The sequence below is a fragment of the Bacillus sp. DWP3-1 genome (genome assembly GCF_049896565.1).
GTDB lineage: Bacteria > Bacillota > Bacilli > Bacillales > Bacillaceae > Bacillus.
This window is the reverse complement of sequence record NZ_JAFCUN010000002.1, coordinates 194738-216174: the sequence shown is the minus strand read 5'-3', so window position 1 is coordinate 216174 and position 21437 is coordinate 194738. Positions and strand designations below refer to the sequence as shown.

The 21437-nt window shown below is 43.0% G+C and carries 20 protein-coding genes; 3 read left to right on the top strand and 17 right to left on the bottom strand.

The features are described 5' to 3' along the window. Position 1: 1 nt before the first annotated feature. From ACP7A0_RS06485 to zapA, 11 genes are all read right to left on the bottom strand, one after another. The gene (locus ACP7A0_RS06485) at positions 2–979 is read right to left on the bottom strand and encodes an electron transfer flavoprotein subunit alpha/FixB family protein (RefSeq protein WP_106036944.1); all 978 of its coding nucleotides are present in this window, start codon (positions 977–979) and stop codon (positions 2–4) included. Between the two features lie 44 nt (positions 980–1023). Next, positions 1024–1797, bottom strand: coding sequence for an electron transfer flavoprotein subunit beta/FixA family protein (locus tag ACP7A0_RS06480; RefSeq protein WP_060596961.1), 774 nt, complete (start codon positions 1795–1797; stop codon positions 1024–1026). 31 nt (positions 1798–1828) lie between these two features. Then, entirely contained in the window at positions 1829–2608 is a 780-nt protein-coding gene (locus ACP7A0_RS06475) for an enoyl-CoA hydratase (RefSeq protein WP_060596962.1), read from the bottom strand. Positions 2609–2634: 26 nt separating this feature from the next. After that, on the bottom strand, positions 2635–3219 hold the full coding sequence (locus ACP7A0_RS06470; protein ID WP_003216590.1) for a TetR/AcrR family transcriptional regulator: 585 nt from the start codon (positions 3217–3219) through the stop codon (positions 2635–2637). 168 nt (positions 3220–3387) lie between these two features. Beyond that, positions 3388–5109, bottom strand: a complete 1722-nt coding sequence (locus tag ACP7A0_RS06465) for an AMP-binding protein (protein WP_060596963.1) — start codon at positions 5107–5109, stop codon at positions 3388–3390. Positions 5110–5210: 101 nt separating this feature from the next. Next, positions 5211–5666, bottom strand: a complete 456-nt coding sequence (locus ACP7A0_RS06460; RefSeq protein ID WP_066030575.1) for an immunity 63 family protein — start codon at positions 5664–5666, stop codon at positions 5211–5213. 162 nt (positions 5667–5828) lie between these two features. Next, positions 5829–6233 carry a DUF350 domain-containing protein gene (locus tag ACP7A0_RS06455; protein ID WP_007501637.1) on the bottom strand — a complete coding sequence of 135 codons (405 nt, stop codon included), beginning with the start codon at positions 6231–6233 and terminating at the stop codon, positions 5829–5831. A gap of 14 nt (positions 6234–6247) precedes the next feature. Next, positions 6248–8605: an endonuclease MutS2 gene (locus tag ACP7A0_RS06450; protein WP_426004748.1), complete on the bottom strand. Its 2358-nt coding sequence runs from the start codon at positions 8603–8605 to the stop codon at positions 6248–6250. Positions 8606–8626: 21 nt separating this feature from the next. Continuing rightward, positions 8627–10339: a DNA polymerase/3'-5' exonuclease PolX gene (gene polX, locus ACP7A0_RS06445; RefSeq protein WP_066030574.1), complete on the bottom strand. Its 1713-nt coding sequence runs from the start codon at positions 10337–10339 to the stop codon at positions 8627–8629. Between the two features lie 114 nt (positions 10340–10453). Next, the gene (locus ACP7A0_RS06440) at positions 10454–10987 is read right to left on the bottom strand and encodes a CvpA family protein (protein ID WP_426004605.1); all 534 of its coding nucleotides are present in this window, start codon (positions 10985–10987) and stop codon (positions 10454–10456) included. Between the two features lie 7 nt (positions 10988–10994). Continuing rightward, complete coding sequence (gene zapA, locus ACP7A0_RS06435; protein ID WP_012010831.1) at positions 10995–11252, bottom strand: cell division protein ZapA; 258 nt, start codon at positions 11250–11252, stop codon at positions 10995–10997. Positions 11253–11431: 179 nt separating this feature from the next. Between zapA and rnhC the strand changes: the two genes are divergently transcribed. Next, positions 11432–12310, top strand: a complete 879-nt coding sequence (rnhC, locus tag ACP7A0_RS06430; protein ID WP_045210067.1) for a ribonuclease HIII — start codon at positions 11432–11434, stop codon at positions 12308–12310. 40 nt (positions 12311–12350) lie between these two features. Here the strand turns inward: rnhC and pheT are convergent, their stop codons facing one another. The 3 genes from pheT to ACP7A0_RS06415 form a co-directional block, all read right to left on the bottom strand. Beyond that, on the bottom strand, positions 12351–14765 hold the full coding sequence (gene pheT / locus ACP7A0_RS06425) for a phenylalanine--tRNA ligase subunit beta (protein ID WP_106039636.1): 2415 nt from the start codon (positions 14763–14765) through the stop codon (positions 12351–12353). A gap of 15 nt (positions 14766–14780) precedes the next feature. Continuing rightward, a complete protein-coding gene (gene pheS, locus ACP7A0_RS06420; RefSeq protein WP_034661794.1) occupies positions 14781–15815 on the bottom strand; it encodes a phenylalanine--tRNA ligase subunit alpha in 1035 nt (344 codons plus the stop codon). 376 nt (positions 15816–16191) lie between these two features. Next, positions 16192–16935 carry a TrmH family RNA methyltransferase gene (locus tag ACP7A0_RS06415; protein WP_066030572.1) on the bottom strand — a complete coding sequence of 248 codons (744 nt, stop codon included), beginning with the start codon at positions 16933–16935 and terminating at the stop codon, positions 16192–16194. Between the two features lie 113 nt (positions 16936–17048). Between ACP7A0_RS06415 and sspI the strand changes: the two genes are divergently transcribed. After that, the gene (sspI, locus tag ACP7A0_RS06410) at positions 17049–17270 is read left to right on the top strand and encodes a small acid-soluble spore protein SspI (RefSeq protein ID WP_003216243.1); all 222 of its coding nucleotides are present in this window, start codon (positions 17049–17051) and stop codon (positions 17268–17270) included. Between the two features lie 41 nt (positions 17271–17311). Here the strand turns inward: sspI and cstA are convergent, their stop codons facing one another. Both cstA and ACP7A0_RS06400 read right to left on the bottom strand, forming a co-directional pair. Continuing rightward, the gene (cstA, locus tag ACP7A0_RS06405) at positions 17312–19108 is read right to left on the bottom strand and encodes a carbon starvation protein CstA (protein ID WP_106061209.1); all 1797 of its coding nucleotides are present in this window, start codon (positions 19106–19108) and stop codon (positions 17312–17314) included. 352 nt (positions 19109–19460) lie between these two features. Further along, positions 19461–20549, bottom strand: coding sequence for a M42 family metallopeptidase (locus ACP7A0_RS06400; RefSeq protein ID WP_060596968.1), 1089 nt, complete (start codon positions 20547–20549; stop codon positions 19461–19463). Between the two features lie 181 nt (positions 20550–20730). On the opposite strand from ACP7A0_RS06400, the gene ACP7A0_RS06395 reads away from it, so the two are divergent. Then, positions 20731–21135: a hypothetical protein gene (locus ACP7A0_RS06395; protein WP_003216690.1), complete on the top strand. Its 405-nt coding sequence runs from the start codon at positions 20731–20733 to the stop codon at positions 21133–21135. Positions 21136–21152: 17 nt separating this feature from the next. Here ACP7A0_RS06395 and ACP7A0_RS06390 read toward each other — a convergent pair whose 3' ends face one another. After that, on the bottom strand, positions 21153–21419 hold the full coding sequence (locus tag ACP7A0_RS06390; protein WP_106031200.1) for a DUF1294 domain-containing protein: 267 nt from the start codon (positions 21417–21419) through the stop codon (positions 21153–21155). Positions 21420–21437 lie beyond the last annotated feature (18 nt).

Sequence of the window (21437 nt, the reverse complement as noted above, 5' to 3'; positions counted from 1 at the left end):
GTTACGAGTGGATATTCATCTTTTTTAACTCTTCATTCAAAAGCGGTACCACTTCAAACAAATCACCGACGATTCCATAATCGGCAATTTTGAAGATCTCGGCTTCTGGGTCTTTGTTAATCGCCACAATGACTTTACTGTTAGACATTCCGGCTAAATGCTGAATCGCCCCTGATATCCCGCACGCAATATAGAGATCAGGTGTGACGACCTTACCTGTTTGCCCAATTTGCAGGGCATAATCACAGTAGTCTGCATCACAGGCGCCACGCGAGGCACCGACTGCTGCGCCCAGCGTTTCGGCGAGTTCATTCAGTGGTTCAAACCCTTCCTTGCTCTTGACCCCGCGTCCCCCGGCGACGATGACCTTTGCTTCAGATAAATCTACACCTTCTGACGTTTTTTTAATGACTTCCTTCACAATCGTTCGCAGGTTCTGAATATCGACAGAAACCGGTGTAATTTCTCCGCTTCGTGAGGCATCCCGCTCAAGAGGTGCCACGTTGTTTGGCCGTATGGTCGCCAAAAGCAGACGATCTGTTGAAATCACTTTTTCGAAGGCTTTACCAGAGTAAATCGGTCTAGTGAAAACGAGGTGTTCTCCGGTAACGCTTACATCAATCGCATCTGAAATTAGGCCAGTCTGCAAGCGTGCAGCTATTTTCGGCGACAAGTCTTTTCCGATAGACGTATGGCCAAAGAGTACGGCATCTGGGTCAACCTGATCTAATATCGCTTGAAGCGCCTGCGCAAAACCATCTGATGTATAGTATGAAAGGTGCGGATGCTCCACAATCATGACATGATCCGCTCCATAGTAAAGCAGTTCATTCGCTAGGTCTTTGACGTCTTCCCCTATTAACACGCCAATGACTTCACCGCCATCTGCCACTTGATGAGCGGCAGCAATGGCTTCAAATGTCACATTTCTTAATTTACCGTCACGACTTTCTCCAAGTACAACAACTTTTTTACTCATCTTTCAAGTTCCCCCTTGTTCTCGTGATATCGTAAAGCGGATGTTTAGATGACCTTTGCTTCGTTTCTTAGTAGATCTGTCAGTTCTTTGACTTGATCCTGAAGCTCACCGCTGAGCACCTTGCCACCCTCTTTTTTCTCCGGTAAGAAACGTTCAATTGTTTTGATTTTATATGGCACATCGTCTTCATCAAGATCTAAATCATCAAGTTCCACTTCTTCTAAAGGCTTTTTCTTTGCCTTCATAATGCCTGGTAATGATGGATAGCGAGGCTCATTGAGTCCTTGCTGGGCAGTGACGACAAGCGGGAGCTCGGCAGAAATTACTTCCACGTCACCTTCCGCATCTCGTTCAATCGAAGCAGAGCCTCCGTCAATTTGAATACTTGTAATCGTTGTGACATATGAAAAGCCAAGTAATTCAGCAAGACGCGGGGCAACCTGTCCAGAGCCCCCGTCAATTGCCACATTCCCTGCTAAAATTAAGGAAGCCTCTTTGTCTTTTAAATAGTGGTAAAGAATCGTAGAAGCTGAATATTGATCCCACTCTTCTAAGTCGTCTTCCACATTTAATAAAACGGCTTGATCGCAGCCCATAGCGAGCGCTGTTCTCAGCTGCTTCTCCGCATCCTCACTGCCAACTGTCACAACGGTCACTTCTCCCCCGTGCTCGTCACGAAGCTGGATGGCTTCTTCTATGGCGTACTCGTCATAAGGATTAATAATGAACTCTGCTCCATCTTCTTGAATTGCACCAGACTGAATGGAAATCTTCTCTTCCGTGTCAAACGTACGCTTCATCAAAACAAATATATTCATCCATTTCTCCCCCTTGTGTCGTTCTAATCCCTTATTCCCCTTTAAAATTCGGTTTGCGCTTTTCGATAAAGGCTTGGATACCTTCTTTAGCATCATTCGATTGGAAAATCTCACCGAACTTTTTGGCTTCCAGTTTCATTCCGCCATCATATGAATACAATTTTGTTGCGTTCAATAAATCCAGCACATACTCGAGTGATTTTGGGCTTTTCGTTGCAAATTTTGCCGCAAGTGTTTTGGCTTCTTCAAGCGCCTCTTCCTCTGTTTCTGCCAGCTTTGAAACAAGTCCGCAGGCGAATGCTTCTTCACCTGTAATCGGTTCAGCTGTACCCATCATTTCCAGAGCTTTAGCCGAACCAACATAGCGCGGCAGGCGCTGCGTGCCGCCGAATCCTGGAATGATGCCGAGGTTTAGTTCCGGCAGTCCAAGCTTCGCATCTTTTGTTGCGATTCGGATATCACAAGACATTGCAAGCTCAAGGCCCCCGCCTAATGCAGCTCCGTGAATCGAGGCAATGACTGGTTTTGGACATTGCTCAATCCGTTCAAAGACCTGCTGCCCTCTGTCTGCAAGGCTTGAATAGTCAGACTCTTCCTGTAACGTCGTAAATTCCTTAATATCAGCACCTGCTGAGAAAAATCTACCTTCTCCGTGGATCACAATGGCTCTTACTTCTTCATTTTGTTCGAGCTGGTCAAACATGTCATTTAGCTCGGTGAGCAGCTGAGAAGATAAGGCGTTTGCTGGTGGATGCTGAATCGTAATAAGTGCTGTCTGTCCTTCATGATGTAAGGTGAGTATCTTTTCCATGTCAATCATCCTTTTTCAAAATGTCTTTAAGATTGATGTATTCCGTTTAAGAGTAGATCACGTACGTTTTCTGCGAGTGCAGGAAGATCATATTTTTGATCATTCATGACCCATGTTGTAGCGGTCTCATCAATCGTCCCAAATACCATTTGTCTCGCTAAGCGGACATCTAGATTTTGTCTAAATTCTCCTGTTTTCTTTCCTTCTGCTAAAATCGACTCGAGCATATTTAAATACCCTTTCAGCACCTCATTGATTTTTTGCCGCAGCTCAAGGTTTGACTGCCTGAGTTCGAGCTGTGTCACAAGAGCCAAATGATGATTTTGCGCAAGCATACGAAAATGCTCCTCAATGAGCAGTAAAAGCTTTTCTTTCGCCGACGGTTTCTTTTGAATATCTGTTTCCATCCGTTCGATGAATTGTCCCATTTTTTCTTTGAACAATGAGATCAAAATATCCTCTTTATTTTTGAAATAAAGATAAATGGTTCCGTCTGCTACCCCTGCTTGTTTCGCAATCTTTGAAACTTGTGATTGATGATAGCCGTTCTCTGCAATCACCACAACTGCTGCATCAATAATTTGCATGTACTTCGGTCTTTTCTGCTTCAATGTGCTTCGTCCCTTTCTGAATTGAATGAGTATTCATTCATAACTTCATGTTAAAAAGAAACGAGCGATTTGTCAAGTGATCTTCTTGTTTCTTTTCCACCTTTAGCATAACAGAGCAGGCGGTCAACATTCAAATCATCCGGCCGGTGGACCGGATGATGCAGACCGCTATGTTTTCGGTTGATCGGCAGGCGTTTCAGATGAAGAAGCGTGCTTTCTTTTTTCTTCTTCAATTAATACTCTGCGCAAAATCTTCCCGACGGCTGTTTTAGGCAGTGATTCTTTAAATTCATACACGCGTGGTACTTTAAATGAGGCAATTCTCGTCCTGACAAAGCGATCAAGTTCGTCCTCTGTTAAGTAGGCATCCTTTTTCGGCACAATAAATGCTTTCACTGTTTCTCCTCTGTACGGATCTGGAATACCTGCGACGACGACTTCTTGTACAAGCTCATGCTCATAAAGGGCTTCTTCGACCTCTCTTGGGTAAATATTATAGCCGCTCGCTATGATGACATCTTTTTTCCGGTCGACGATATAGAAAAAACCGTCCTCATCCATATACCCTATATCTCCGGTGAAAAACCAGCCATCTCGTAATACAGCCGCTGTCTCCTCTGGCTGATTCCAGTATCCCTTCATGATCTGCGGCCCTTTGACAATGATTTCTCCATGCTCATATGGTTCTTTTAGGCCTCCAGTTTCCTCGCAATAAATACCGGCATCTGTATTAGGCCACGGACAGCCAATGCTGCCTGTTTTGTTCGCTCCCCATAAAAAGTTAGCATGGGTGACGGGTGAGGTTTCTGAAAGTCCATACCCTTCCACTAAGCGTCCTCCTGTTAATTTTTCAAAGCTTTGTTTGACTTCTACAGGAAGTGCCGCTGAGCCGCTTAGACATGCAGTGATGGACGACAGGTCATACTTTTCAATGTTCGGATGATGCAGCAAGGCGATATACATTGTTGGTGCGCCTGGAAATAGCGTCGGTTTCTGTTTTTCAATGGTTTTGAGGGTATCTGCGACATCAAAGCGTGGAAGAAGAATCAATTGATGCCCTTCTTTGACAGCAAGGTTTAAGACGGTCGTCATTCCGTAGACATGAAAAAACGGAATGATGCCGAGGATGCGTTCTTTCCCCCTGGTCGTTTTGTACATCCAGGAAGCGCACATTTCAGTATTCGCTAAAATATTTTCATGTGTGAGCATGACCCCTTTTGGTAAACCGGTCGTTCCGCCGGTATATTGCAAAACAGCGACATCCTCTTTCGGCTCAAAGGCAAGTGCGGGAATTTGCTGTTCACCTGCCGATTCTTTCGTGATCTGCGAGAAGTGATGAATGGTGTCATTTTTCTCCACTTGGATGACCATTTTATTTTTTCTTCTTTGCACAATAGGAAACAGTATGTTTTTCGGGAATGGTAAATAATCTTGTAGTTTGGTAATGATTAAGTGTTCCATACTTGTCAGCGCTTTCATTTTATAAGCCTTTGGATACAACAGATCTAGCGTGATCAGCACTTTGGCGCCGCTGTCCTCCATTTGATATTCCAGTTCTTTCTCCGTATAAAGCGGGTTTGTTTGAACAACGATGCCGCCTGCTATTAAAACAGCATAATAAGAAATGACCGATTGAGGGCAGTTCGGCAGCATGATCGCTACTCTGTCGCCTTTTTTTACGCCAATTTTCATCAGATGACTGGCTAGTTTCAATACGTCTTTTTGCAGCTGTTCATAGGTGATGTTCTTTCCTAGAAAATGAATGGCTGTATGCTCAGGTGCAGCCTCTGCGGAGCTGAATAAGTAAGATTGTAATGTTTCATTTGGGATGGTGAGTTCGTGGGGAATTTGATTCGGGTAATGCAGAAGCCAACGTTTATCTGACTGCATAAAAACCCTCCTTCCTGAACTTTCGTACTATTTTATTATAGCAAACTTTTCCTTAGGACAGTTTGCTTTTTTCTAATAGAGCTTGGTTCAATTGCACACGTTTACTTTTTCGCCGGTGTTTCTATAGAGGCTCTTTTTCCTTCATGATGCCACTGTTCATATAAACCGCCGATTGCACGAAATGACTCGTTGACTCTTTCCACGATCTGTTGATGGATACTAGGGTCATTCGGTAAATGCGTCTGGATGTTGTCGACTTGATGCTTCCTCATCATGTCAATGTAAACCGTGAGAAAAATGGTGTCTTCTAAAATCCAGTAAATAACTTCATCCGCCACTTTTGTTCTTTTATGCAGCATTTTCATCCCTCGTTCATATTGAATGAGGATATAACCACTCGAATCGATCTGAATATAGGGACTCAAATCATCAAAAAATCCTGACGTTTGAAATGGACGTGCAATATACGGTTCGTATATGTCTCTTGGAAGGGATGTCATTTGAAGACAAGTATCAATGCGCTTGATCAGTTCGTCTTTTTGCAGAATGTGCTTCATGTCATTCGCCGCCTTTGATGAGATAAAAGCTGCCAAGGGGTTCCCTGACAGCTTTCTAACGTTGTTTTTTTCATTTCACAGGAACAGATAAACGGCACCAATGACCGCAAAAGTGCAGGCAACTACGATTAATACTTTTGCTAGCTTTTCCATGTCGTCTCCTTAAATGCCGGCTGCTACTACGTAAGACAGCCCAACTGAAATGATGAGTGAAATAAACCCGACCGCTCTATTATCATTTTCAATCTCTTTGTCTACTTTAAATCGCGGTGTTAAAAATTCAAAAATGAAATAGCTGACAAGCAGCATCACAAAGCCGTATACGCCCCATCCAACCATTTGAAGAAGGGAATTGTGCTGTGCGATGGAATGCTGAAACACATTCGCAATCCCAAAGATCTTCCCGCCTGTTGCCATAGCAACAGCTAAGTTTCCCCGCTGGATCTCTTCCCAGTTTTTATAGGAGGTGACGAGTTCAAAAATGGTTAGAAATAAGACGAGACATAGGACGGCCACGCTGTAATAGGCGGCAATTTCCACAAGTTCATTTTCCCAAAAGGCTTTCATGCGTTTTCTCCTTTTTACTTTAATTCGACGATGGTGACGCCTGATCCTCCCTCACCTTGTTCGCCAAAACGAGCATTTTTCACACTTCGGTGCTGTTTCAGTAATTCCTGAACCCCTTTTCTGAGGGCGCCAGTTCCTTTTCCGTGAATAATCGACACGCGCGGATAACCAGCTAATACAGCATCATCTAAATATTTTTCGACTCTGCTTAAGGCATTTTCATAACGCTCTCCTCTTAAATCGAGCTCAAGCGAGACATGATAGTCTTTCCCTTTGACTGCCGTGATGGCTTTTTCTTGCTTAAATTCAGGTGCTGATTTGATAAATTCCATGTCTTTTTCTTTTACCTTCATTTTCAGAATGCCCATTTGGACACTCCATTCTTTGTCACCTGTTTGTTCAAGCAGCGTTCCTTTTTGCCCGAAGGTGAGCACTTTGACTTCGTCGCCTGACTTCAGCTGTCTTACTGCTTTTTTCGCTGGCTCTGGCTTTTTCTTCCGGTCAAACTCAGGGACCGCTTCTTCAAGACGCTTTCTCGCATCGATGAGTTCATGCTCTTTGAATGAGCGGTGCTCACTTTTTATCGAACGCAGCTCTTGAATGATATCTTCTGCTTCTTTTGATGCTTGTTCAATTTTCTCTTTCGCTTTATGTTCAGCTTCTTCGAGCAGTTTGTCCTTTTGCTCATTCCATTCAAGAATTTGTCTTTGCAATTCTTTATGAAGCTTTTCTGCTTCTTTTCTATAGACTTCTGTCTCATGCAGTTCTTCTTCTGCTTGTTTCTTGCTATCTTCTAATGACGCAATCATTTGGTCTACTTCATTATGCTCTGCATGCATATCTGCTTTTGCCCGGTCTATGAGGTGGTCAGGCAAACCAAGACGTTTGGAAATTTCAAATGCGTTACTTCGTCCAGGCACACCGATGAGCAGGCGGTACGTTGGTGATAAAGTTTCAATGTCAAACTCCACGCTTGCATTCGTGACGCCTTCCCGGTTATACCCATATGCCTTCAGCTCGGGATAATGAGTCGTTGCGATGACGCGTGCATTAGTTTGATGCACTTCATCTAAAATGCTCATCGCAAGTTCCGCACCTTCAGCTGGGTCTGTTCCTGCCCCTAATTCATCAAATAACACGAGTGAGTTAGATGTCAAATGCTTTAAGATATCTACAATATTGACCATATGAGATGAGAACGTACTCAAGCTTTGTTCAATGGACTGTTCGTCTCCAATATCAGCAAAGACTTGGTCGAACACAGCCACTTCAGAGCCTTCTTCAACTGGAATATGGAGGCCCGCCTGTGTCATCAGCGTCAGAAGACCCAGCGTTTTTAAAGTAACTGTCTTCCCCCCTGTATTTGGTCCAGTAATCACGATCGTTGAAAAATCTTTGCCGAGCTCAATATCATTTGCGACAACTTGATCCCGAGGCAATAGAGGATGTCTTGCTCGTTTTAAATAGATCTCTCCTTGATCATTCACAGCAGGCTTTGTGGCTTTTTCTGCCTTTGCATATTTAGCTTTAGCAAAAATAAAATCTAGCGTCTGCAGCTCCTTTACATTGTGAAGCAGTTCCCCAATGTGCTCTGACACGCTCTCTGTCAGCATTTGGAGGATCTTTTCAACCTCTTGCTTCTCTTTTAAACGGGTTTGCTGCAAGGTGTTATTTACATCCACGACCACTTGCGGCTCAATAAAAAGTGTTGCCCCAGATGATGATTGGTCATGAACAATTCCGCCGTAATTCGAGCGGTACTCTTGTTTCACCGGAATAACAAACCGATCATTACGAATGGTGACAATTGTGTCTGACAGCATTTTCGAAGCCGATTGTGAACGAATCATCGATTCTAATTTATCACGAACCTTTGATTCTAGTGAGCGTAATTGAATGCGCAATGAACGAAGTGCAGGGGTTGCATGATCAAGCACTTCTCCATTATCACCAATACAGCTTTCGATTTCTTTTCTGATTTCAGGCAGTAATATCAGCGTCTCAGCATATGTATGAAGGCGCGGTATGTCTACTCCATCTTCATACATGGACGTGAGAAAGTGCTTCATATTTTTCACCGCATATAATAGTCCTGCGATTTCCATCAGCTCAGATGGGCTTAATGTACTGCCGATTTCTGCCCGTTTAACTGCGCGTCTAATATCCGTTAACCCGCCAAATGGCGCAGACCCCTTTAAGCGAATCACATCTTGTGCTTCTGCTACCTCTTCCAGCAAATGCTGAATGGTTTCTATATCCGTCAGAGGTGTTAAATCCTGCGCTCTTTCTTTTCCTAATGTGGATGCGGTATAGGACATCACTTTTTCTTTTACTTTATGAAATTCTAATGATGCTAACACTTTTTGTTGCAGCATGGTCCAGCCTCCTAACGACTACCTGTCACGCGTTAAAAACTTTTTGATCTCGTTTAGAGTAAAAGTATTCACGACATTTGCTTTTGGTGTCCAGCCTTTTCTTGCAGCTGTTACACCGACTTCCATATGTTCCAGCATGGCGATGTTGTGCGCATCTGTATTGATCATGATGTTCACACCCGCTTCATTTGCTTTCATTAAATGCTCTGTTTTCAAATCAAGTCTTGACGGATTACTGTTGAGCTCAAGTGCAGTGCCCGTTTTCTTCGCAAGCTCTATGAGCTGATCTATATTTAGGGCATAGCCATCCCGTCTGCCGATCAAACGGCCTGTTGGATGTGCAATTAAATCGACATGCTGATTTCGCAAGGCATTTTCAAGGCGTTCCATAATGACTTCCTCCGGCTGAGAGAAGCTAGAATGAATAGACGCAATGACAAAATCCATGTCTTTTAAAAAGTCATCATCATAATCTAACGATCCATCCGGCAGGATATCCATTTCGACCCCTTTGAAAATGTGAAAATGCTCGAATTCCTGATTAAGCTTGTCAATTTCTTTAGCTTGCAGACGCAAACGTTCTTTTGTTAAACCGTTGGCTACTTTTAAATATTGCGAGTGGTCTGTAATGGCCATGTATTCATAGCCTTTTGCGATACATGCTTCCGCCATTTCACGAATAGAGAATGCTCCGTCACTCCATGTCGAGTGCATATGAAGGTCGCCTTTGATATCTTTCAGTTCTACAAACTGCATACTTTCTTTATACGTATCAATCTCCGCTCCGGTTTCACGAATTTCTGGCGGAATGAGCGGAAGTTGAAAATGCGCATAAAAAGCGCTCTCGTCTTCAAACGTTTTCACTTCTCCAGTTTCAATCGTTTCCACACCATATTCGCTAATGCGCTCTCCGCGTTCCTTCGCAAGCTGACGCATTCGAATATTGTGATCTTTTGATCCAGTGAAATGGTGCAGCGTAGTCGCGAATTGGTCTGATGTCACAAGCCGGAAGTCCACACTGATCTCAAAATCAAGGGCAAGAATGACAGATACCTTCGTATCACCGCTTGCGATGACATCTTTCACATCATCAAGTGCAACGAGCTGCTCTCTGACTTGCTCAGGATCATCTGTCGCAATGATATAATCTAAATCTTTTACGGTTTCACGTGCACGTCTTAAACTGCCAGCTCTTGAAAAACGGATGATACCTTTCGTCTCTTCAAGCGCATGATCAATCCGCTCTGCCACATCTAATGCAAAGCCAATTGGCAGTCGTTCCGGCTGCTTTCCCGCTTCCTCAAGAGCCGCGAGAATCTTTTCTTCTGTTTTTTTGCCAAAGCCAGCAAGTGCTTGTACCTTTTCCGCTTCGCATGCTTCTCTTAGCGACTGTGCATCGTGGACGCCAAGCTCTTGGTAAAGCTTAGCGATCTTCTTCCCGCCAAGTCCTGGTAATTTTAAGAGCGGGACAAGTCCTTCAGGCACTTCCTTTTTTAATTGTTCGAGTGTTTCTGATTGTCCTTTTTCAATATACTCAGTGATCACAGCAAAGGTTCCTTTTCCAATGCCGGGTAATGCTAATAGATCATCTATTTGAGAAAGGCTGCGGTCATCTTGTTCCAGTGCCGCCGCTGCTTTACGAAAGGCAGAAATCTTAAAAGGATTATCTCCTTTCAGCTCCATATATACTGCAATTGTTTCAAGAAGTTTGATAATATCTTTTTTATTCATCTCTCATCCTCCAGCCGCTTTGGCATCTTCCTTTATAAATATACAAACTTTTCCTTCATCCTACAACTTTCTGTCATGGAATGAGAAAAAACTTCTCCAAGAAAGGAGAAGTTTTTAAACTCCATACGTCGTCCATAAGTCTTTGACAAGACTGGACAGATAAGGGGTATTGCCTACGATCACATCTGCTAATATGGATGTGCTCATCATTGTTTGCAGTGCATCGACTGGAAGTAATGCAGCGACAAACAAGAGAATAAACACAAATAGATAGGTTTCAAGAAATCCTAAAACACCGCCAAGCAGTTTGTTGACCTGCTTAATCACAGGTATACTTGCAATGGTTGTGAGCAATCCGCCAATGATGGCGAGCAGGATTTTGGTCAAGATAAACAGAATGATAAACGCAATGGTATTATAATAAGCTGTTTCTAGATTCCCACTAAAGAAAGCGAGCTGCGCTTGACCGCCGCTAAAATTAGGCGCTGGAATCCACGTAAGCTGTGGTGCAAGTGACTGATAAAACATGGAAGCCACTAAGATAGAAACAACAAAGCTGATCAATTTAATCAATTGAAGAATAAACCCACGTTTTAGACCGACAAGCGTTCCCATAAGAAGCAAAAACAAAATGATGATATCGATCACGGTAATTTCATTCCTTTTCTTTAAGCTGAATCTCTAGTTTTTCGTATTGCTCTTTTAATTTCAAGTAGTCGTGGACGACATTGACTGCTGTCAGTACAGCTAATTTGTTTATATCAAGGTATGGATTTTTTTCATTTATTTCTCTCATTTTATCATCAACAATTGAAGCAACGTGTCGCATATGCATCTTCGTTTCTTGACCGATGATCGTATAGGACTGTCCGTAAATCTCAACTGTTGTTTTCGTTTTACCGCCGTCAGACAACGTTTCTCCTCCATTCCACGAGAATCCTAGTCTCTATCATAACATGTTTAGACATTGAATGGAAAGACGAGCCCTTCCCTGTTATGGTACACTTTAGAAATCAATGATATCAAGGTAAAAAGGAGTTATCCACTGTGCCCCAATCCGTCTTAAAAGCAACATCAGAAGACCTTAAAAAGATGAAGAGCGCGTATGCGCACCACTTAACTGATACTTTACCACCAGGCGCCCTTTTTCAAGCAAAGGTTCCTGGCTGTACGATTACAGCCTATCGATCTGGAAAAGTGCTGTTTCAAGGACAAAAGGCAGAAGCTGAAGCCAGTCAATTCAGCCATTTAAAAGCAGCTGATACGAAAAGTCAAAAAGCACCTGCTGTCACAAAATACAGTCCGCCGTCAGGAATTGCTTCTATGTCCGTCATCGGTTCAGATGAAGTAGGAACAGGTGATTATTTTGGACCGATGACGGTCTGTGCCGCCTATGTTGATGCCAGCCAGCTTGCTCTCATGAAAGAGCTTGGCGTAAAAGACTCAAAAGGTCTAAAGGACCCGCAGATTATCAATATTGCCAAAGATCTCATCAAAACCATTCCGTTCAGCCTTCTCGTGCTCCGAAATGAAAAGTACAATGCGATGCAGGAAAAGGGCATGAGTCAAGGAAAAATGAAGGCGCTGCTTCATAACCAAGTCATTACCTCTGTGCTAGAAAAACTAGACGGGAAGCAGCCCGAAGCTATTTTGATTGACCAATTTGCAGAACCGGGCATTTATTTCAAGCATCTTGCAGGGAAAAAAATCATTCGGGAGCGGACGTACTTTAGCACAAAAGCAGAAGGCATTCATTTGTCAGTTGCTGCGGCTTCCATTATTGCAAGGTACGCCTTTTTAATTGAAATGGATAAGTTGTCAAAAGCAGCAGGCTTTGACATTCCAAAAGGAGCCGGTCCTCATGTGGACAAGGCGGCAGCGAAGCTCATCAAGCTGCACGGCGAAGATGCTTTACGTCAATTTACAAAGCTGCATTTTGCCAACACACAAAAAGCGAAAAAATGGTTATAAAAAAGAGCTAAGGCCCATAAGGCCATAGCTCTTTTTTTCTTTAACCGCGCAAGACGGCTTGATACGTATCTTCTAATGCTTTCAATACTTTTGTATGAACAGCCGTCACTTCTTCCTCTGTCAATGTTTGCTCCGGATTTAAATATTGGAGAGAGAATGCAACGGATTTTTTGCCTTCTTCCATATGTTCACCCTCATACACATCAAAGACGGATAGGTCTGTCAATAAATCCCCGCCTGCCTCATAGATGACCCGCTCCAGCTGTCCGCTTGAGATATGCTGATCTACAACAAGTGCAATATCTCTTGTCACAGCAGGGAATCTCGGAATCGCTGTATATTTCATATCCTTCGATTCAGACGTCATCACATCTGTTAAATCAAACTCGAAGACATATGTTTCTTTTAAATCTAATTCCTTTTCAATGACTGGATGGAGAGCAGCAACAAACCCAATCACTTTTCCATTTAAATGAACATCTGCTGTACGGCCTGGGTGAAGACCCTCACGTTCTGCTTGAACATATGTGATTTGGTCTGATACACCAAGCTTTTCGAACAGACCTTCAGCAATTCCTTTTGCTACATAAAAATCGACGGCTTTTTTCTCGCCCTGCCAAAGATTTTTGTGCCATAAGCCTGTCAACGCACCAGCCACATGCTCTTTTTCCACTGGTTTTTCTCCTTCAGCTTCTGCTAAGAACACAGAACCCGTTTCATAAAAACCAAAGGAATCAGCTTGTCTTGCCAAGTTATATGCAACAGAATCCAGTAAGTTTGGCAGTAGACTTTGTCTGAGCACACTTCGTTCTTCACTCATTGGCAGGGAAAGTCTCGTTTTATAAGCTGGATTCAGTGCAAAAGCTGTAGACTTATGCTGATTTGTCAATGAATACGTGATCGCTTGAGAAAGACCTGCGCCTTCTAAGAAACGTCTGACCTTCCTGCGCTTCACTTGGTACGGCGTGAGACCGCCAACTGTACCAGCTGTCGCAGGCAGTGTAGACGGAATATTATCATAGCCGTATAATCTGGCAACTTCTTCAATGAGGTCTTCTTCAATCGTGATATCCATTCTACGAGAAGGAACCGTTACGACAAGAACGTCATTTGATTCGCCCACTGTAAAACCAAGTTTGTTGAAAATTTGCATCATATCTTTTTTTGAAATGCTCATGCCAAGCACCTTATTCACACGCTCAGTTGATACGTGGATGACATTCATACTTGCTTCAAGGTGGTTTTCCTCCACAGTCCCGCTTAGCACTTCACCACCTGCATAGAGACTGATCAATTGCGCTGCTCTTTCGGCTGCAGGTTTTGTACGCTGCGGGTCAAGTCCTTTTTCAAATCGTGTGCTTGATTCACTGCGAAGCCCTAAGTCTCTAGATGCTTGACGGACCGTTTGACCGTTGAAATATGCCGCTTCTAAAAGAATCGTTGTCGTCTTATCACGCACCTCAGATTCAAGACCGCCCATGACGCCTGCTACAGCGTGCGCTTTCGTCCCATTAGTGATCACTAGATGCTTTGATGACAATGTACGTTCTTGTTCATCCAGTGTTTGAATGATTTCGCTATCAGACGCTTTACGTACGACCACCTGCTTTGAACCAAAGCGGTCATAATCAAATGCATGAAGCGGCTGACCGTATTCAAGCAGTACAAAGTTTGTAATATCGACGACGTTGTTAATTGGTCGAATGCCTGCATTCATCAATCTTGTTTGAATCCAAAGCGGTGCTGGTCCAACCTTTACATTTTTAATGATCTTCGCTGCATAAAGTGGATTTGCTTCTTGATCCTCAATTTTCACAGAGATATAGTCTGCTGCTTTTTCTGAAGAGGTGTCATGTGCTGTATCAGGAAGTTTGATGTCTTTCCCTAAAATGGCTGCAACCTCATAGGCAACACCTAGCATATTCAGGGCATCCGCACGGTTTGGTGTTAAACCAAGCTCAAGTACTGCATCGTCTAATTGAAGTGCCTGAAGGGCATCATCTCCGGGTTTGACGTCATTTGGGAAAACAAAAATGCCTTCTGCATATTCCTTTGGTACGAGTTTGCTTTCTACGCCTAATTCTTGCAGAGAACAAATCATGCCATGAGACTCTTCGCCACGCAGCTTTGCTTTTTTAATTTTAAAGTTCCCTGGAAGGACTGCGCCAACCGTTGCGACGGCCACATATTGTCCTTTATCCACATTCGGAGCCCCGCAAATAATTTGCACTGGAGCGTCTTCGCCGATATCAACAAGACATTTGTTTAATTTATCCGCATTTGGGTGCTGTTCACGCTCAATGACATGTCCAACGACAACCCCTTTAATGCCTTCTCCTTTATATTCAACGGCTTCCACTTCAATTCCGCTTCTTGTGATCTTTTCTGCTAATTCATCCGGCTGAATGCCTTCTAAATCGACATAGTCTTCTAACCATTTATATGAAACAAACATGTTGATTTCCTCCTCTTAGTCCTGCTTGAATTGCTTTGTGAATCTAATATCATTTGTGTAGAAATGGCGAATATCATCAATGCCGTATTTTAGCATCGCAATACGTTCAACACCCATTCCAAAAGCAAAGCCTTGGTAAGTTTCTGGATCAAATCCGCTCATTTTCAGGACATTTGGATGAACCATCCCTGCTCCTAAAATCTCAATCCATCCTGTTCCTTTACATACAGAACAGCCCTTTCCGCCGCATTTAAAGCAAGACACATCCACTTCGACAGATGGTTCTGTGAATGGGAAAAAGCTTGGACGGAGTCTAATTTCACGATCTTCACCAAACATTTTTCTTGCGACTGTCTCAAGCGTTCCTTTTAGATCACTCATGCTAATATTGTGATCGACAACAAGGCCTTCAATCTGCATGAATTGATGTGAATGAGTCGCGTCATCACTGTCTCGTCTATATACTTTCCCAGGGCAGATGATCTTCACAGGACCTTGTCCTTTATATTTTTCGAGTGTACGTGCTTGAACTGGTGACGTTTGTGTTCTCATCAGTGTATCCTCGGTAATATAGAAGCTGTCCTGCATATCACGTGCTGGATGCTCCTTTGGAAGATTCAGCGCTTCAAAGTTATAATAATCCGTTTCTACCTCAGGACCTTCCTCAACGGTATAGCCCATACCAATAAATAAATCTTCAATATCTTCGACAACAATCGTTAATGGATGTCTTGCCCCCATTTTGATTGGACTTGCTGGCAATGTGACATCGATCGTTTGAGATGCAAGTTTTTTCTTCACTTCTTCTTTTTCCAGCTGCTCATTTTTTTCAGCAATGGCATTTGCAATCTGCTCTCTTACTTCGTTTGCGAGTGCGCCCATTTTCGGTCTTTCTTCTGCGGAGAGCTTGCCCATTCCACGAAGCACCTCTGTGATCGGGCCTTTTTTCCCTAAATATTGAACACGAATGTCATTAACTTCTTTGAGCGAGCTAGCTGCTTCAACCTTCGCTATCGCCTCTGTTTCAAGCTGTTTTAACGTTTCTTGCATGAGTGTAATCCTCCTTTTGATATACAAAACCGCCTGGATAAACGGCTGTTTGATCGTTTGAAGACAATAAAAAAACCCGTCCCTCTAAAAAAGAAGGGACGAGTTGTGGTCGCGGTACCACCCTTGTTGAGCACAAATGCATGTGCGAATAAGCTTCATTGACATAACGGAATCAAACGAATCCGGTTCACCTTTACGCAAAGCTTGCGGTCCCGGTGACAACTCCAGAGGTGAATTCCTGTTTCAGCATTCCTTAAATGCACTTTCAGTCTACGATGCATTCTCCCTATAAGGACGCTCCTTGAAACAATCTTCCTCTATCATGGTTTTTAAAATATTAGTTTCATTATAGTGAAAATAAGCGCATGTTGCAACACTATCCACGCAAATGATAGACGAGAACAGCTGCTGCAACAGCCACATTTAATGATTCTGCCTGACCATACATCGGCACATATAAATTCTGGTCTGTCATTTGCAGAATCTCTTGGTCAATCCCTGCTCCTTCATTGCCAACAATTAATGCAAAAGGACCTTCTGCCGTTACGCTTCTATACGCTTTCGCATTTTTCAAGGCGCTTCCGTATACAGGTATGCCTTGCTCCTTACATGCTTGTATTGCCTGCTGAAGGGTTTGCTTTAAAATTGGCAGGTGGAAATGCGATCCTTGTGCTGAACGGAGCGTTTTTCCGTTAAACGCATCGACTGTTCCATCACCTAAGATTACAGCATCAAGACCAGCGGCATCTGCTGTCCGAATGAGTGTGCCTAGATTTCCTGGGTCCTGCACTGCATCTAACAGAAGAAGTCGTTCATACTTCTTTTCTTCAAATACAGGAACTGTACAAACCGCCGCGATGTGCTGAGGCGTTTCCGTTTCGGTCATGGCAGAAAAGGCTTCTTCGCTCAGTTCATAAAGTTCAATGTCAGGATCGATATGAGAAGGAAGCTTATCAGGCGATGTGACCATTAATTCTTTCACAACTCCGCTCTTCAATGCTTCTTCGACTAAGTGTATTCCCTCAACGAGAAACAGCCCCGTTTTCGTACGTTCTTTTTTCGTATGGAGCTTTTTCCACTGTTTGATGTTTGTGTTTTTAGCTGATTCTATATATTTCAAGCGATTTTAACTCCTTTAAATATCATGAATTTATTATATCTCATGCACACTACATAATAAACCTGTCTTTGAGACAGAATAGGGCTATTACCATCAAAAAAGGAGTGTGGGCAATGGATTTTAATTTAAGAGGCGCAGTCATTCAAAATATCACTGGCCATAATCAAGAGCAGCTTGAACATACGATTTTAGATGCCATTCAAAGCGGCGAGGAAAAAATGCTGCCAGGCCTTGGCGTGTTGTTCGAAGTGCTATGGCAAGAAGCATCAGAAAACGAGAAGAACGAGATCCTCGAGACACTAGAGCAAGGCTTAAAGCCTCATCAGCAGCAATAAAAGAAGCCGGTTTGCTTATCACAGCAAACCGGCTTTTTCATTTAGCCAGTGATCGGTGTTTCCATCCGAAGTGCTGGATCACGCCAAATTTCGACCCATTTTTTAATTGCAAACACAATGATCACAAATCCTAAGATCAGCATGATAATTGACAGCACCGCATTCAGCACGCTGTAACCTGATGCCTCAGGATTAAGGTATACATTTGCTACCATCCAATAGCCCGCATAATTCACTGTCACATATAAGTAGGCAAGTGGAATTAAACAAGTCAGCATATATCGCCTTTTATCTGCAATTTTTAATACAACGGTTGCCCCGATGATTAATCCGACTGATGCCATTAACTGATTCGAAACCCCAAACAGCGCCCAAATGGACCCGATGTCTCCAGAGTAAAGCAAGTATCCCCACATAAAACACGCAAGCGCACTTGCAAATACCGACCCAGGTACCCAGTCATTTCGTTTAAGCGGTTTATATGCTTCGCCAAAGAAATCTTGAATCAAATAACGCGCCACACGCGTTCCAGCATCAATAGCGGTTAAAATAAAGACAGCTTCAAACATAATGACGAATTGGAAAAAATAAGACGCCAAATGACTAAAGAACGGAATTCCCGTAAAGATATACGCCATCCCTACAGCTAATGTCACAGCTCCACCCGTTCTTCCTTCTAAATCAAGGCCAATTTCCTTACTCAGCTGCGGAAGGTTCTCGACACTCACCCCGAGCGTTCGGAACACTTCTGGCGTACTGTTAATCGCAAAATAATCTCCTGGATGAAGAGCCGTAGCGGCAATTAACGCCATAATGCCAACTAGACATTCTACTAGCATTGCGCCAAAAGCGACAGGCTTCATATCGCTCCAGCGGTCAAGCATCTTAGGCGTAGTCCCTGACCCAACAAATGCGTGGAAACCAGATATGGCCCCGCAAGCAATGGTAATCGAAATAAAAGGCCAGACAGGACCAGCTAAAACCGGGCCTCCTCCATTCACAAACTCCGTAAAGGCTGGGAATTGAATCGTTGGATTGACGACAAAGATTCCGGCAATCAGTGCGATAAAAACACCTATTTTCATAAAGCTACTTAAATAGTCCCTCGGTGCGAGCAGCAGCCAAACCGGCAATGCCGCAGCAAAAAAGGCATAGATCGGCAGGGCAAGAGCAAGCGTTTTTGTATCAAGTGTTAAAAGATCACCAAGTGCCGTTCCTTGAATATTCGGCCCAAGGAATACACCAACCATCAGCAAAATAAATCCCGCAGTTGTGGCAAGTTTTAAATTGCCTGTCTTTTTATAATAAAGACCAACCCCCATCGCAATTGGAATCGTGATTCCGACTGCAAATGTTCCCCAAGGGTTACGTTCTAATGCATGAAGCACAACCATAGACAGTCCTGCCATTGTGATCGTAATGATAAACAGCATCGCAAGCCCTGTACAAAATCCTGCTACAGGTCCTAGCTCTTCCTTTGCTACCTCTGATAATGATTTCCCCTTTTTTCGCATCGACGCAAATAAGACGACAAGATCATGTACAGCTCCGCCAATCACTGCGCCAATTAACAGCCAAAGGAGACCCGGTAAATACCCAAATTGTGCGGCTAAAATCGGACCCACTAACGGACCGGCAGCTGCAATCGCAGCAAAGTGATGCCCAAATGTGACCCATTTATTGGTTGGCACATAATCTTTCCCGTCCTCTAATGTGTGAGCCGGTGTAGGATGATCGTCTGTCACCTTTAAGACCTTGACCATCATAAATGTGCCATAAAGACGATAGGCAATCGCTAAAATACACATAGATGCTATGACAATTGTAACCGCATTCATTTAACCATCCCCTTTGCACAAACAATTTGTTACAAATATAACATAAATTGATTGATTTTTCTTTCTTTTAAAACCAAGTTGACAAATAAGAATAATGTGTTTATTCTTAAGGTAGCTTCACCTACTTCCATAAACTCTCTTTTGACAGGGCGTTCTTTAGGCTCTGTCCTTTTTATTGCTTTCATCTTACAAAAATAAAAGCCAGATCACATGTGCCTTATTCACTAGAATATTTTTTCTTCTTCTGCCAAAAACAGTTCTTTTGGCGTAACTTAAAACGACAGTTCATTTCCTGGGAAATTCAATGAAATAAAAAAAGCCCTTCCCCTATACTGAGGAAAGGCATTCTTACTTAAGAACCGTACGTGATCTGTTCAACCGTTTTTTGATCAAGTCTTTTGATCACTTCTGTTAAAAGCTTCACTGCATTTTCATAATCATCTCGGTGAATCATCGCTGCATGGGTATGGATATATCTGCTTGGTATCCCGATCGATAGTGATGGCACACCATGACCTGTTAAATGGATACCGCCAGCATCTGTCCCGCCGCCAGGCATGGAGTCATATTGGTAAGGAATGTTCAACTCATCCGCTGTTTGGACAACAAAATCCCGAAGCCCTTTATGAGATACCATCGAAGCATCAAATACAACAATCGTTGGCCCTTTGCCAAGTTTGCTTGTTGCTTCTTTTTCAGTAATACCCGGCGTGTCTCCCGCTACACCAACATCAATGGCAAATCCAATATCAGGCTGGATTGTTGCCGCTGCTGTTTTGGCACCACGCAGGCCAACTTCCTCTTGTACAGTTGCAACACTGTAAGCAATATTCTCATGCTGAGCATTGTGTAAGTTCTTCATGACATCAATCGCTACTGCACAGCCGATACGGTTGTCCCATGCCTTTGCAAGGAGCATTTTTTCATCATTCATCACTGTAAACTCAAAATAAGGAACGATTTGATCTCCAGGCAGAACGCCCCACTCCATTACCTGTTCTTTGCTTGATGCACCAATATCAATAAACATATCTGTAATCTCAATCGATTTTTTTCGAGCTTCAGGTGACAAGACGTGCGGCGGCTTTGAGCCAATCACACCTGTAATGTCTCCCTTTTTCGTCACAATGGTGACACGCTGCGCGAGCATGACCTGTGACCACCAGCCGCCGACTGTTTGGAAGCGAATGTAGCCTTTGTCATCAATTTTTGTCACCATGAATCCTACTTCATCTAAGTGACCAGCGAGCATAATTTTAGGTCCGTTTGCGTTTCCTTCCTTCTTAGCGATTAAGCTGCCAAGGCGGTCACTAGAGACTTCATCTGCATATGATTCTATGTATGTCTGCATGACTTTTTTGACATCACGTTCATTTCCTGGAATCCCTTTTGCATCCGTTAGGTCTTTCAGCATAGTTAATGTTTGATCTAGCTTTGTCATTCCATTTATCCTCCTTTATCTTCATGGTGCATTCTTATTATACAAAACCTCTTTCGTTCAATACGATCTTTTTATGAATATTTTTTCGTTTAACGAAATATTTTTTTAAAAAAAGTTGAAACCTTTTGGGCTTTTCATTCGTAGTACATCAGATAACGGTATATTGGAGGTGCATCCTGTCATGTTTGTAATCCTCATTAGACTTGCTCTTGTTGCACTGCTTGTCTACATCTTCTACATGGCGGTAAAATTCTTCTCAAATCCGAGAAGAAAGCTGAAACAAGCACAATTAAAAGAAGGCTTTTATTTTATGGACGAACAGCAAAATGCGCGCAAAAATTTTAATTTCGTCTATAAAGGTGTCTTGTTTGAAGGGGAGAAGCATGTTCCTTCTAAGGATCATCCTCTGTTTGTCCACTCCATTTACGTTTGGACGGAGTCACCCGAGAAGCTAAGTGAATTTACATTAGAAGACTTTGAAAAATTGGAGGAAAACATTATCGAACGTTATCCTCAAACAAAAATTGATTGGGATCAGCCCATTAAAAAAATCAAACAAAAAAAAGGAGCAGACACGCCGTCTTGATGGCGTCTGCTCCTTTTTCAGATGAACTTTATATATCCTAATATGATCAACTGCACGATGATTAACACCGGCATGCCCATTTGAAAGGCAGGATGCTTTGTTTTATGACGGAAATACTGCATCCCTAGATACGATCCAGCAGCCCCAAAAAGCACGGCAGCACTCCATAAGTGCGCCTCTGAAATTCTCCATTTATGTGCTTTTGCCCGGCGCTTGTCCTCTCCCATGAGAAAAAAACCATAGCCATTTACCAAAATCAGCAGTAGAATCAGCGCGATATTCATTCATTTCACCTCACATGA